Origin of the sequence: Paenibacillus sp. FSL H7-0442 (assembly GCF_038593105.1) — a bacterium.
Lineage (GTDB): Bacteria > Bacillota > Bacilli > Paenibacillales > Paenibacillaceae > Paenibacillus > Paenibacillus polymyxa_D.
Map to the genome: position 1 here is coordinate 5,607,313 of NZ_CP151963.1, position 13,728 is coordinate 5,621,040.

Below are 13,728 nucleotides of genomic sequence, written 5' to 3' on the forward strand. Positions count from 1 at the left end.
GAACAAAAAAAGAACCGCTATTTCCATATTACAATGGAAATGGCGGTTCTTTTATATCAGGATTCAACTGATAGAGCATTAGCGGTCTGCCAACCTTATGGTATTCTATCGATTCAACGAGAAAGCCATCGTCCACCAGGAACTGAATATATTTTTTGACCGTGATACGGGACAAGTCCACTTCTCTAGCTAACGTTTCAACTGAGAAGGGGCCGTCCAGCTCTTGAATACTCTTCAGTATTGTGGTCATGGTCAGTTTGGACAAATTTTTAGACAGGTTTTTCGATACATTATGCGGTGGATGTTCAACAGGTTTTTTCTTTTCCACACCCGTATGCTCTTCTTTATTAAAATAATGGTCAATAACAGCTTGATTAATTCCGTTCCCTTCCTCCATCACTGTGGCCAGACGCTGGATTTTCTCAACAGCCAGTCTAAAGCGTTCAAATGTAAAGGGTTTAATTAAATAGTCTGCAACACCATAAAAAACAGCTTCCTTCACCGTCTGAATATCTTTTGCAGCCGTAATTAAAATAACTGAAGCATGATATTGATGCTCCTGCATATGAGATAATAAAGTTAATCCGCTTTTTCCAGGTAAATAAACGTCCAGTAATACCAGATCCGGTGACCATTTTTGAAGACAGTCCTGTGCTTTCTTGACGGTATCTGCCTTACATACAACATCCAAATTGTCCATGCGCTCGATAAACTGTTGATTGAGCTCAGCAACCATCGGATCATCCTCAACGATTAGAACTTTCATTATTTGTCACCTCCAATGTACAGGGCAACTCTACATATATACTTGTTCCCAGACCCGGTTGGCTATCAAGCTCAATGATTCCTTGATGATTTTCCACCATGGTTTTAACCAGATTCAAGCCGTAGCCTCTGTCTTCTCCTTTGGTTGAAAAACCATGCTCGAATATTCTTTTTTGCATCTCAAAATCAATCCCCAACCCATTATCTTTCACTTCCAAAATGAATACATTTCCCTCACACTCATAGTTCAATTTCAGCTCAATTTTGCCGGGTTCTTTTTTTTGTAAGATGGAATCTATGGCGTTGTCAAAAAAATTGCCCAGGATGTGTATGACATCATGAACGATATCCTGCATCTCCACATTAGAGACATCCGAGCTTTCTGCAAGAAGAACCGAAATATTCTGTTCGCGTGCTTCGTTGATTTTACCCATAATAAAACCTGCTAATGCTGGTACTTTAATTCTCTCCGTCAAAAAGCCTACCTCATCTTGATACCGGTGATTTAACTGATGAATATATTGACTGACCTCCGCATATTTCCTCATTTCAATCAGCCCGGATATTACGTGCATTTTGTTCATAAATTCATGGGTCTGTCCGCGAAGGGAGTTAATATAATATTTTGTACCACTTAACTGGTTGCTGAGATGGATCATCTCGGATTGGTCGCGCAGCGTTGCAACTGCCCCAAAAAACTCATTTTCAATATATATAGGGGTTACTGTCGCAATGACCTCTATACCATTCACATAAAATGAGCGATCCTTGATTTTCCTTTTATCATCGAACACTCTCTTGAAAAGCACGTTATAAAAGTTGGTATCTAGCTGCTCGCCAATCGGGGCCTTCATTTCTTGGTTTGCCAGTTGATACTTGGCCTGAGCTTCTTTGTTCATAAGCATAATTTTCTTGTCAGCCGAAATGGCTATAATTCCTTCAGCGACCTCATTTTCAATAATTTCTTTTTCGCGCAATCGTGTTGCTATCTCTTGCGGCTCAAGCCCAAATAAAATGGTTTTGATTTTCTGAGCCAGAATGATCGCGCCCAGAACTCCACTAAAGAGCCCCAGCATCAGCCCCCCAAAAATGGTATACTGCGCCTGCATCAAATCATGATTTAGGGTTCTCATGGTCAGCCCTACACATACAATGCCAATGACCTCATGCTGTTGATTAAATATCGGCGTAAAATATCGGTAACCTTTGCCCAAAATACCTATATTCTCAGAAAAATGTCCCTGACCCGATAGCGCTCTTCTGGCATCATTCAAATCAGAGAACGGTTTGCCAACCATCGTTGCATTCGGATGAGATAGCCGAATTAAATCGTGGTTCAGAATGACAACAAAATCCACATTAACGTTATGCATGACTCCAAGCGAGTAGTCTTGAATCTGCTTCACAGGAATTCCCTGCTCGACATTACGAATAACATCGTTGTCACTGGCAACCATCTTGGCAACACCCGAAAGTTTTTCCTTCGTATTATCAAAATGCTTGTTAATCACAAAATTACGAATGAGAAGCAAGGATATAATTAAGGAAATAATGATAACTAAAACAACCAAAATAATAATCATGAATTGTAGCGAAACTTTGAATTGTCGTCTCGGTTTCGACTTACCTTTTGACCGCAACCCCATCACCCAATTTCTATATCAAGCTCTCCATTGGGAAGAAGAGCCTATCTATTCCCCTATAACCCCTTTTTATTCGACATTGTTTGACAATTTCCTTTTTATTTTGCAAGCTTTACGCGCCTCATGATCCTTTACCTGAAATAAAACTTTATGCTGAATAAGGAAAGATCAAATCTCCATAATAAGGACGTATACCTAACGAAAGGGAGGATCACGGATGATTGACAATCTCGAAAGCAATTACAACTGCGCTAATGCAGGACAAGACCTTCATCAGCTCAAGCAGGAACTCGCTGCGCTTCAGGAACAAGGTGCAAACGACCAGGCGTCCGAGGAAGCCATTCATCGGCTGGAAAATCAAATTTCGTTCATCTTGAACAAGTGCGATATTAACCACTAATGGCGTTTGCTGTTTGGTCAAATAAAAAACAAAACCGGCTTGTCTTTTAAAGACAAGCCGGTTTTATATGAATTAGTGTATGCAAAATGGTTCCAAATTTACAAAATTCCCCGTATCTCATCCAATGACTGCACCTTTTCCCGCTGCATCCATTGTTCAAGGCCATGTACCAGCTCGGCCCCTGCATGTAAATGGACAAAATTGTACGTTCCTACCTGAATGGCAGCGGCCCCTGCCATGGTGAATTCAATAATATCTTCCACTGAGCTAATCCCGCCCATCCCGATCACCGGAATCGACACCGCCTGTGCCACCTGGTGAACCATACGCAAAGCAATCGGCTTAATTGCCGGGCCGGAAAGACCCGCATACGTATTGGCAAAAACACTACGACGCCGACGTATATCAATTTTCATCGCAGAAAATGTATTGATCAACGAAACTCCGTCTGCGCCTTCTTCCTCGCACATAACCGCCATCTGCGTGATATTCTCTGCGTTGGGAGACAGCTTGACAACCAACGGAAGTGCCGTCACATTGCGCACCTGACGCACAACCTCCCGCGCTACCTCCGTCTGGATACCAAATTGCATTCCACCCTGCTTCACGTTGGGACATGAAATGTTCAATTCCAGCATATCAACGCCTCTGCGGTTCATCGTGCGACGCTTTTGTGCATTTTCCGTAATCATCGCTACGGCCTGAACATATTCCTCCAGATTGGAACCGCCCACGTTGGCAATAACAGCCGTGTTCCAGTGAGTCATGTCATCCAGTTCATCCTTCAAAAAGGCGGCAACACCCGGATTCTCCAGCCCCACACTATTGAGCATGCCGGATGCTGTCTCATGTATTCGTGATCCCGTATTACCAGCCTTCGGATGCAGGGTTAGTCCCTTGCCGACGATGCCGCCCAATAATTCAGGAGAATAAAATTCCGCATACTCCCGTCCGAATCCAAACGTACCGGAAGCCATGATGATCGGGTTCTTGAACGGTACACCCGCAATATTACACGCCATGGAGATCATCGAACTCCACCTCCTCCACCGGGAATACAGGCCCTTCTTTACATACCCTCCGATTGCCTCCACGGGTACGCATCGTACAGCCCAAACATGCGCCAATACCACAGGCCATGTGTCTTTCAGTTGAAATATATAAGCGGGACGACGTATCCACCGTTTTTATAGCGAGTGCTTGTAACATCGGAGTTGGCCCGCAGGAAAACATATTTGCATAGAGCGTCGGATCGATCTGTTCGACGATACTTCCCCCTACCTTGACCTGTACAGATGCCGCCACAGCTTCGAACGCTTCAACCCCGAAGGCTTGCTGTGCAAACCCTAGATAAACATGCGCATGCGGGTAATACTTTGCAGCCAACAGCAACGGAGCTGTACCCATGCCACCGCCGATTAAAGCCAAACTGCCCTCTACCTGCGGAAAACCGTTTCCGAAAGGTCCTTCTAACTGAATTTCCTGACCAGGCTGTAATTGGGAAAACAAATTTGTCCCCTCTCCAACAACCCGATACAAAAAGGAAATACTCTCTTCCCCGATATCATAAATGCTGATGGGTCTGGGCAGCAGTGGGTAACCTGTCCCGCTGCGCAGCATGTAAAACTGCCCCATGTTCCCTTTAAACTTTCCCTCTATTTTCATCACATAAATGCCCGGAACGAGCGCCACATTCGAAATTACGTTAGCCATATAACCCCTCCACTAACCACTCACTATAACGTAAAAGCAGCAACTATTACGTGACTATTTTCACATTTCTGGGTAACATTTCGCCCTACGGCTCGTGATATAAAAAAGCGTACTCCTGTTAGAGAGTACGCTTGTGTATTTAACTAATGGCTTCGCGCTCCGTATTGCGGCTACCCTTGGCATCCTTGCGGATTTGTTTGCTGCGTAGCTGTCCGCAGGCTGCGTCAATATCGACTCCATGCTCCAGCCGAACACTACAGCTAATACCTTGTTTCTTCAGCACATCATAGAAGCCCGTAATCGACTCCGACTCACTCCGCTGGTATTGGCTATGCTCATCTACTGGATTGTACGGAATGAGGTTGACATTGGCCAGATTACGACGATGGCCCACCAGCTCAGCCAGTTCGAGCGCATGCTCCTTACCGTCATTAACATCCTTCAGCAAGATGTACTCCAGCGTAATTCGACGATTTGTTTTGTCCAAATAATAATCAATCGCCTGCATGAGTTTCTCAATCGGAATCGCCCGGTTGATCTTCATAATGCGAGTACGAATCTCATTATTCGGGGCGTGGAGGGAGATCGCCAGATTGACATGCAGGTCTGAATCTGCAAATTCAATGATTTTATCAGCCAATCCGCTTGTGGAAACGGTAATATGCCGCGGCCCAATCGCTAGCCCTTTGTGATCCTTAATCACCCGAATGAAATCGGACAGGTTCACGAAGTTATCAAACGGTTCGCCAATTCCCATCACAACAACATGACTGACCTGGTCGCCCGGGCGTTCCTGATCCAGATACAGCTGGACCTTCATAATTTGCTCTACAATCTCACCACTGGATAGGTCGCGGCTCTTCTTCAACAATCCGCTCGCACAGAAGCTACATCCAATATTACATCCTACCTGTGTAGTCACACATACGGATAAGCCAAACTTATGCCGCATCAATACCGTCTCAATCAAATTACCATCCTGAAGCCGGAACAAGAACTTGACCGTCCCGTCTGCTGACTGTTGCTTCACGTGTTCTTCAAGTGTTTCAATGGAAAAGTGCTCTGCCAACAGGCGTGTACAATCCTCATGAACCTCTGCCATCGCTGCAAAATCAGTAACCCGCTTCCGGTACAATGCGTCCCATACCTGCAATGCCCGGGATTTCTTATGCCCATGCTCGATGAGCCATGCTGTCAATTGATCTAGCGTTAATCCATAAATGGATTCTTTTTTCATGTTCGATCCTCTTTTCAAAACAATCAAATTCGTATTTCTATATATAAACCCTAGCCATCACGACTCGTCTCAACGATCATTGCATCATAGCATGTTTAAGCAATCTGCGCTATTTAAACGCCTCTTTCATTGTCCCAAATTTTAATTATGAACACAAGGGGGCAGGCACATTGTTTTTCCTGTTCAACAAGAGCACGCAAAGACAGGATTACAGATACTCCTAATGATATGATTACAACCAAGGAGGTGATGCGGTTGGAATGGTTGCTTCGGATCAAGAACGCACTGGATCTGATGGAAGAGAGAATGCAGCAGCCACTCGATATCGATGAAATTGCAAAGGCAGCCTATTCGTCTCCTTTTCATTTTCAGCGAATGTTTCATATGCTAACTGGCTTCACGGTAGCAGAATATGTGCGCAAACGTCGATTGACCTTGGCTGCTCAGGAATTGAGTCTTTCTTCCGCCAAGGTGCTGGATGTAGCGTTCAAATACGGATATGATTCCCCCGAATCTTTCTCTAAAGCGTTCCGAAAGATACACGGTATTTCTCCCTCTGAGGCCAGAAGCCCTGGGGTGAACCTGAAAGCCTTTCCACGCATCACCTTCCATCTATCGTTGAAGGGAGATCAGGAAATGGATTACAAAATTGTAGAGAAAGCGGCCTTTACGGTCATTGGCAAGTCCATTCAAGTCACCACTAAGAACGGCGATAATCTTCGAGAAATCCCAAAATTCTGGAACGAACTGAATGCGGATGGTACATCAGATCGGATTCATGCCTCGGGAACAGGCGACGATATACTCGGTATTTGTTTGGATTTCAAGCATGGGGAAGAAAAATTCACGTACCTAATTGCCGCAGAAGGCAGCGAGGATGTAGCGACCGCAAATGGGCTGGAATCCAGAACCATTCCGGCTTCAACCTGGGCAGTGTTTACATCCATCGGCCCTATGCCTCAGTCGATCCAAAAGGTATGGCAAAGAATTTTCCAAGAATGGTTCCCTGCCAGTAATTATGAGCATTCAGGCGGGCCGGAACTGGAAGTGTATACTATGGGAGATTCACATGCTGAAGACTACCGAAGTGAAGTTTGGATTCCGATTAAGAAAAAGTAAACAAACCGAACCGACTGCGTATTGCAGTCGGTTTTATACCGTACTGCATTTACATCGTACGGTGACAGATAACACACTTCCCTGCATACTCGTTACCCTAGCTCAATGCACCGAGAACCATTCCCAAGCTCCTCTTTCAACACAGAATATAGCCTTGAACCTGCCGGCTTTAGCGGATAGTCTGTTGCTTTGCAAGAAAGGCCGAAGGTCATATCGATCATGCTACCGCTTAATTCCCTCACCGCTGTTCCTGCCGGGACAGAACTGACCAGAAGTTGTGGCACAAGTGCAATCCCTAAATCGCTTTCCACATAAAATTTCAGAGCCGTCATGCTGCCAATTTCCATCGTATTTAACGTGGTTATTCCATATTCCTTCATGACCATTTCAAGTTTGCGACGATAGGGACAAGTAGCCGACGTAATAAGCAACCGCTGCCCCTGTAAATCCTCCGGCCCAATGTTTTCTTTTTCCGCAAGCGGGTGATTTTCAGGCATTAAAACTACAAATTTCTCCCTAAATAAAGGCTCAAAATATAGCTCTGTGCCCAAATCTGGTGTGGAACACAGCGCTAAGTCAATATCCCCCTTGAGAATACGCTCGCTTAAGGTAGGGGTATTTCCAAACTCAACAGAAACCCGAATGTTCGGATAATGGGTTAAGAAACGTTTTAAAATTCCTGGTAGTCGATAACTGGCAGTCGGTTCGGTCACTCCTATACGAATGTCGCCTGCGGTCCCTCTTTGCAGATTGTCCATATTTTCCTGCAATTGCTCCATATCCTTTACAATATGTAGACTTTGCTCGTAAAACATCCTGCCCGCTTCAGTTAACTTTATTTTCTTGCCCCGTTCGATCAGTTGAATCCCCATATCGGACTCCAGCTTCTGTATTTGCATCGTCACGGTAGATTGTGCATAATTCAACTCTTCCGCTGCACGCATAAAACTTCCGTAATTCACAATCATTTGAAATGTTTTGAGTGTTTTAATGTCCATTATCAGACTCCTGTATAAACAATTGATTCAATTTTATTGAATTATAAATTCATTTAATTCAATTATACAGAATACAATACCTCCTCTACAATGATACATATCAGATCGTATTATTTTTCAGACGCAAATGAACTGGATGGAGAAGGAGCGAATTTACATGGATTTACATCAAAAAGTAGCATTGGTTACAGGTGGAGGTACAGGAATTGGGAGAGCCGTGTGTATGGCCTTGGCAGATCGAAAAGCTACAGTAGTCGTAAACTATTCCCGCTCTAAAAACGATGCAGAGGAAACTGTACGTATGATCCTTGAAAAGGGCGGACGTGCTATCGCATTACAGGCAGATGTTTCCCGAGATCAGGAAGTTCGAACTATGGTTGACCAGATTGTCCAGCAATTCGGTACGATTAATATACTCGTGAATAACGCTAGCATTACACATCACATTCCGATGGATGATCTGGAGGCAGCCACGGAAGAGGTATGGGATGATCTATTTGATGTAAATGTAAAAGGCATGTTTTACTGTGCCAGAGCCGTAGCTCCTTTTATGAAGCGTAGTAAACAAGGAGCTATCGTCAATCTGGGAAGTATAGCAGGGCAAACAGGGCTAGGTTCTTCGCTTCCCTATGCGGTATCCAAAGCGGCCGTCCACGGGCTGACCAAATCTTTAGCACGGGCACTTGCGCCGGATATTCGCGTCAATTGCATCGTGCCGGGAGCTGTAGCGACAAGATGGTGGTCAGGCAGGGAAGAGCAAATGAAAACATTGGCTCCTCATTTACTCCTACAGCGCATTTCCACGCCCGAAGATATCGCCAGCATGATCTGCTCTGCTTTGGAACAGGAAGCCATGACAGGCCAGATTATTACGGTAGACAGCGGACAAACACTGTAAAGATATTGGGACTTCTGAGTAAAAACAAGCCGCCTTCTCAGACAGAAGGCGGCTTTTGAGCTATCGTATACCGTCGTTAAACTACGTTTTAGCTTAAAGATACCGCAATTCGTGTACCTTTCACGAATTTAGCAAATAAGTACCGAACAAGCGGCCCTACAATTAAGAGCTGCAGAGGGAAAGCAAAAATAAAATTCTTAAAAACTAAAGATAAGTAATTTTTAAATAATGAATCTCCCGAAAGACCATTAAAAAAGTAAGCTGTCCCCAATCCATAAAGTGACATACAGAGAACCATTCCAATGACCATACAGCATGAAAGGGACAGAATCACAAATACCTTTTTGGATTTATCGTATGGTAATGAGAAGGCTATTTTCTTTGCTAATGGACCGACAATAAATAGTTCCAATACGAAAGCAATGATAAAACATAAAATAAATTGAAAAACCATTACTTTTAGAGAGATTGTGCCAATCAAGTCATTTGTATATAGATTATAAAATGTCATGAATACGACCATCCCCAAGCACATCATGAAACCAAAGTAAAAATCTTCTTTCTTCGTCGTTGGCAATTCCATCATCCCTTCTGTGTACCTTGGTAATTATATAAATAGTCGAAACCTCCACATAAGTGAACTTTCTGTGAACTTTTTGGCAAACGTTTTCTTTTTTAGAATATAAGAAATAGGCATCGTTCAGCTCAACGATACCTTGGAATGTTGCAGTTCATATCCCTCAATGATCTGCTTTTAAATCTAAGCCAAATCTCTTCAGCTCAATAAAAACACCTTCAAGTCGCTTCCCTTTTTCCGTTAACGAATATTCAACACGCGGGGGAACCTCGGCATATACCTTTCTCTCTAACAGACCGTTATCTTCAAGCTCTTTCAGGCGTAGGGAAAGCGTTTTGGGACTAATCCCCTTCATGGACTTCTGAAGTTGGCTGAATCTCAGTGTTCCTTCGATAAGCAGGTCACGGATGATTAAAAAAGTCCATTTCGTTCCGATCAAATCAAGTGTTTGGGCAATAGGGCACGGCTTGCCGGGTATTCCTTTGGTCAATTCAATAGGTTCTTGGTCGTGCATAGGAACTCCCCCAAAAATTATCTGTTAAATCCAATGATATCACAATAGTTCCTTTAGGGAAACTATATGAATTAAATATCACTACTTCCCTAAATAAACTTACTACATATACAATATCGCTGTAGCAACTAACGTTTTCTCTAATACAAGGAGGTGAAGAGATGAAAAATATACTAATCATTAACGGTCATCAAAAATATGATTCGTCTGAAGGGAAATTGAACCAAACATTGATAGACAATATGGTGCGTCTCTTAAGTGAAGAGAACAAAATCAAAATAACGTCTGTTCAAGACGGCTATACCCTCAGCGAAGAACAAGAAAAATTTTTATGGGCGGATGTAGTCATTTACCAAACCCCCATCTACTGGTTCAGCGTTCCTGGATTATTAAAGACTTATATGGATGAAGTCTATGCTTACGGTATATTCTTCACGGGTGCTCATGAATATGGGAGCGGAGGTTTATTAACCGACAAGAAATATATGTTCTCCACAACTTGGAATGCTCCGGAAAAAGCCTTTAATGATCCAACTCAATTTTTTAATGGGGCTAGTCTAGAAGCTGCACTCCGTCATTTGCATTCTGCGCATACATTTCTCGGTATGAAGCCCTTGAAAAGCTTTGCATGCTACGATGTTATTAAAAATCCAAATATACCCAAATTTATTGCTGATCTTGATACACATCTACAAGCCGTATTACATGATTAACAAATCCAGATGAATACTAGGAGGGAATCCATTTGCAAAACCAAAAGATTGTCATTATTGGTGGAAGCTCAGGTATTGGCTTAGAAACAGCTAAGCAAGTCATTTCGCTTGGAGCGGAAGTGGTAATCGCCAGCCGCTCGGAGGATAAATTGCACAAGGCCAAGGAAATGCTGGGCCCTCGTGCTGTAATACATGTGCTGGACACGTCAGATGAGCAGCAGGTAAAATCTTTCTTCGAAAAAGTCGGCCCCTATGATCATCTTATCGTTAGCGCGGCAGAAACATCAGGTGGGTCATTCCTTCAGTCGGAGACAGATCAAGCCCGCAAGCTATTCGAAAACAAATTTTGGGGACAGTATTATGCAGCTAAATACGGGGCTTCCCAACTCTCAGCCGAGGGTTCCATTACCTTATTTTCAGGAGTGGTGGCTTACAAGCCGATGATCGGCTCCTCTGCGCTCGGTGCTGTGAATGCAGCCGTTTCGAATCTTGGTCAAACCTTGGCGTTAGAGCTTGCTCCCATCCGCGTGAATGTCGTCTCACCCGGCATTATTGACACACCTTCCCGTAGCAAAATGCCTGAAAATACACGCAATCAATTCTATGATACGGTCGCGCATAAGCTCCCTGTGAAGCGAGTTGGACTTGCGGAGGATGTTGCACGAGGCGTACTTTATTTGATTCAAAATCAGTTTGTGACCGGAACAGTCCTTCATGTGGATGGCGGACACATTTTAACATAAAAGCTTCGTCCTAAATCTGTCAGTCATTTACCAAAAAAAACGGAGAACGCTCTCGCACCTTGGCTTGGGCGTTCTCCTCCTTTTCTTATCCATGAATGATTTCACAAACTTTATCCTAATGATGTATACGACGTTTGTTTCTCAAGATGTTGCGAATCATCTTGTGATTGGGGAGCTGCCTGAACAACATATGTCCGGGATGCGGATTGGCCTCGATAATCCAAATTTGGCCGCTCTTCTCAATAGCAAGATCGATGCCCAACTCGCGAACCGGATGATTTTTATCTATCGTGTCGGCAATGATTCTAGAAAGCTCGGTGACCTGGTCCAGAATCTCTTTCATTTTTGTTCTGTCATTTTTAAAGACCCTTAAAAGCACTTTGGACAACGGCGCCGCATGTCCTCCCTTCCGATAGTTGGTAACGACTTTTCGAGGTGCAGCGACACGGCCGGTTATTCCTGAAATGACCCATTCCGATTCCGGCTTCTGCATATACACTCTGGCATCAAAAATCGAACCTTTGTACTTGGCTAACTTAAGTCCTTGCTGTACCAAATAACGACGATGAGGTCTTCGATAGGTTCTAACTGCTCTTCTTACGGCGTGAGATCTAACGATTCTGCGACTGGAGCCACAACGAACCTCATATTTCCTCCCCAGCTTTTTCGCACGTATGATGCCAGTCCCTCCACTCCCATAATTAGGCTTGATGAAGACTGTGCGATAGGTATCCAGCATCCGTAAAGTCCTTGCATTACTGATCCAGCGGGTTTCGGGCAAGTGAGAACGTAAAATGGGATGTTGTCGCATTTCCTTGTATTGAATCATCTTTCCAATGGGCACGAATATCCCTCGATTCTGTTGGGTTTTTGCACACACTACATGAATATGCATCTATATTCTATCTTGGTAACGGCGAATGCCACAGTTTGCTATGAAGAGGCAAATCTCCCACTTTCTCAAGTCGAGTCTTCTTTGGTTTCAAGAGAGAGATGGACAATGTGTCTTTACATGACAAGATTATTGCAAATACCTATAAGGTTGATTCCAATAATATATTAGACCAATAACAATTCTGGATATATGATGTATTAAAAAATAACGTGAGGAGGAACGTTAACATGTCTATTTATGATTTTCAAGCAACCTCAATTAATGGGGAACCGATTGAACTCTCAGACTATAGAGGTAAGATTCTCCTTATTGTAAACACTGCCAGCATGTGTAGCTTCTCCAGTCAATTCACTGATCTGCAAAAGCTCTACGAAAAACGGAGGGAACAAGGTTTTGAAATCCTTGCATTTCCTTGTAACCAATTCAATAAAAAAGAGCCGGGTAGCAATTCGGAGGTTCAGGGAATTTGCCAAATTAACCATGGAGTAACCTTCCCACTATTTGAGAAGACGGATGTAAGAGGCTTATCTCTTCATCCTTTATTTCAATATCTGACCCAACAGGCACCGTTTCAAGGCTTCGATATCCAGACCAAAGACGGTCAATGGATGGAGGATTTCCTGCGGGATAAGTATCCGGATATATACGCTGGCGACGGTATCAAGTGGAATTTTTCTAAATTCTTGGTCGATCGCGATGGCCATGTGCAAGGGAGATTTGAAGTAACAACGGAGCCCTGGGCCATTGATCCCGTCATCGAATCGTTATTGTAGTATTTCTGTTCACTTCTTTGGATTCTTTAAAAAAAGGGTATCAAATGACAAAAACGTATATTTGTCATTTGATACCCTTTATGTTATCCTGACTTTAAGGAGGTGACTCACACGGCACTTGACCGTGTCTCTATGGAAAAATCCTCAGATGTGCTAACCAAGGAACAGATTCTTATCGCTACAGAAGACACACTTAGGCGTTTTGGTATAGCCAAAACCTCCGTGACCGATGTTGCCAAAGTATTGGGAGTAAGTCATGGTACCATTTACCGACACTTTAAAAGTAAAGCCGAGCTTCTTGAAGGTGTGACCGAAAAATGGCTGAATGAAAAGATTATCGGCCCGTTAACGGAGGTCTGTCAGAATTCATCTATACTGGGAACGCCACATTTAAAACGATATATACAGACCTTGGTCGAACTTAAGCAGTATTATGCCCGCGACGACGAGGAAATGTTTGAGATGTATACGAGGGTCACCGAGCAAGCGGCTGATTTAATCGACCAGCATATCGCCCACATTGTGGATCAGCTCGCTGATATCATTATACGCGGAGACATCACATCGGATCAGCCAGCCCAACTGGCGCGTACCCTTTTCTATGCCACAGCCCGTTTTCATCATCCCGCTCATGCTTACGAATGGAAGAATCCCGTGATTAATCGGGAGTTTTCGGATGTGTGGATGCTTTTAGAAAAAGGAATCACTTAAAATAGATATGGAAGGAAGGTCCAAACACA

Annotated in this window: 16 protein-coding genes; 7 read left to right on the forward strand and 9 right to left on the reverse strand. The window is 43.6% G+C overall.

Annotated features, from left to right (window positions below):
- Positions 1-28: 28 nt before the first annotated feature.
- Both MHH57_RS24780 and MHH57_RS24785 read right to left on the reverse strand, forming a co-directional pair.
- Complete coding sequence (locus MHH57_RS24780) at positions 29-766, reverse strand: response regulator (protein ID WP_029518819.1); 738 nt, start codon at positions 764-766, stop codon at positions 29-31.
- Complete coding sequence (locus tag MHH57_RS24785; RefSeq protein ID WP_342434653.1) at positions 747-2,348, reverse strand: ATP-binding protein; 1,602 nt, start codon at positions 2,346-2,348, stop codon at positions 747-749. Before MHH57_RS24785 ends, MHH57_RS24780 begins: the two co-directional genes overlap by 20 nt.
- 277 nt (positions 2,349-2,625) lie before the next feature.
- On the opposite strand from MHH57_RS24785, the gene MHH57_RS24790 reads away from it, so the two are divergent.
- Positions 2,626-2,808, forward strand: a complete 183-nt coding sequence (locus MHH57_RS24790) for a hypothetical protein (RefSeq protein ID WP_013312637.1) — start codon at positions 2,626-2,628, stop codon at positions 2,806-2,808.
- Between the two features lie 98 nt (positions 2,809-2,906).
- Here MHH57_RS24790 and MHH57_RS24795 read toward each other — a convergent pair whose 3' ends face one another.
- From MHH57_RS24795 to rlmN, 3 genes are all read right to left on the reverse strand, one after another.
- Positions 2,907-3,839 carry a dihydroorotate dehydrogenase gene (locus MHH57_RS24795; RefSeq protein ID WP_025719854.1) on the reverse strand — a complete coding sequence of 311 codons (933 nt, stop codon included), beginning with the start codon at positions 3,837-3,839 and terminating at the stop codon, positions 2,907-2,909.
- Positions 3,820-4,521 carry a dihydroorotate dehydrogenase electron transfer subunit gene (locus tag MHH57_RS24800; protein ID WP_029518821.1) on the reverse strand — a complete coding sequence of 234 codons (702 nt, stop codon included), beginning with the start codon at positions 4,519-4,521 and terminating at the stop codon, positions 3,820-3,822. Before MHH57_RS24800 ends, MHH57_RS24795 begins: the two co-directional genes overlap by 20 nt.
- Before the next feature lie 139 nt (positions 4,522-4,660).
- Positions 4,661-5,758: a 23S rRNA (adenine(2503)-C(2))-methyltransferase RlmN gene (rlmN, locus tag MHH57_RS24805; RefSeq protein ID WP_029518822.1), complete on the reverse strand. Its 1,098-nt coding sequence runs from the start codon at positions 5,756-5,758 to the stop codon at positions 4,661-4,663.
- Between the two features lie 249 nt (positions 5,759-6,007).
- On the opposite strand from rlmN, the gene MHH57_RS24810 reads away from it, so the two are divergent.
- On the forward strand, positions 6,008-6,877 hold the full coding sequence (locus tag MHH57_RS24810) for an effector binding domain-containing protein (RefSeq protein WP_049817051.1): 870 nt from the start codon (positions 6,008-6,010) through the stop codon (positions 6,875-6,877).
- Between the two features lie 92 nt (positions 6,878-6,969).
- Here the strand turns inward: MHH57_RS24810 and MHH57_RS24815 are convergent, their stop codons facing one another.
- The gene (locus MHH57_RS24815) at positions 6,970-7,875 is read right to left on the reverse strand and encodes a LysR family transcriptional regulator (RefSeq protein ID WP_029518824.1); all 906 of its coding nucleotides are present in this window, start codon (positions 7,873-7,875) and stop codon (positions 6,970-6,972) included.
- A gap of 157 nt (positions 7,876-8,032) precedes the next feature.
- On the opposite strand from MHH57_RS24815, the gene MHH57_RS24820 reads away from it, so the two are divergent.
- Positions 8,033-8,773, forward strand: a complete 741-nt coding sequence (locus MHH57_RS24820) for an SDR family NAD(P)-dependent oxidoreductase (protein ID WP_029518825.1) — start codon at positions 8,033-8,035, stop codon at positions 8,771-8,773.
- A gap of 88 nt (positions 8,774-8,861) precedes the next feature.
- Here the strand turns inward: MHH57_RS24820 and MHH57_RS24825 are convergent, their stop codons facing one another.
- Positions 8,862-9,350, reverse strand: a complete 489-nt coding sequence (locus MHH57_RS24825) for a hypothetical protein (RefSeq protein ID WP_069012370.1) — start codon at positions 9,348-9,350, stop codon at positions 8,862-8,864.
- A gap of 163 nt (positions 9,351-9,513) precedes the next feature.
- Positions 9,514-9,864, reverse strand: coding sequence for a helix-turn-helix domain-containing protein (locus tag MHH57_RS24830; protein ID WP_029518827.1), 351 nt, complete (start codon positions 9,862-9,864; stop codon positions 9,514-9,516).
- Positions 9,865-10,025: 161 nt separating this feature from the next.
- Between MHH57_RS24830 and MHH57_RS24835 the strand changes: the two genes are divergently transcribed.
- Together MHH57_RS24835 and MHH57_RS24840 are read left to right on the forward strand one after the other, a co-directional pair.
- Positions 10,026-10,577, forward strand: a complete 552-nt coding sequence (locus MHH57_RS24835; RefSeq protein WP_069012287.1) for an NAD(P)H-dependent oxidoreductase — start codon at positions 10,026-10,028, stop codon at positions 10,575-10,577.
- 32 nt (positions 10,578-10,609) lie between these two features.
- Positions 10,610-11,320: an SDR family oxidoreductase gene (locus tag MHH57_RS24840; RefSeq protein ID WP_069012288.1), complete on the forward strand. Its 711-nt coding sequence runs from the start codon at positions 10,610-10,612 to the stop codon at positions 11,318-11,320.
- Positions 11,321-11,435: 115 nt separating this feature from the next.
- Here MHH57_RS24840 and MHH57_RS24845 read toward each other — a convergent pair whose 3' ends face one another.
- Complete coding sequence (locus MHH57_RS24845) at positions 11,436-12,215, reverse strand: YheC/YheD family protein (protein WP_039271962.1); 780 nt, start codon at positions 12,213-12,215, stop codon at positions 11,436-11,438.
- A 227-nt stretch (positions 12,216-12,442) separates the two neighbouring features.
- Here MHH57_RS24845 and MHH57_RS24850 point away from each other — a divergent pair, with 227 nt between their 5' ends.
- Positions 12,443-12,988 carry a glutathione peroxidase gene (locus MHH57_RS24850; RefSeq protein WP_165145594.1) on the forward strand — a complete coding sequence of 182 codons (546 nt, stop codon included), beginning with the start codon at positions 12,443-12,445 and terminating at the stop codon, positions 12,986-12,988.
- A gap of 132 nt (positions 12,989-13,120) precedes the next feature.
- Positions 13,121-13,699: a TetR family transcriptional regulator gene (locus MHH57_RS24855; protein ID WP_029518833.1), complete on the forward strand. Its 579-nt coding sequence runs from the start codon at positions 13,121-13,123 to the stop codon at positions 13,697-13,699.
- Positions 13,700-13,728: the final 29 nt, after the last annotated feature.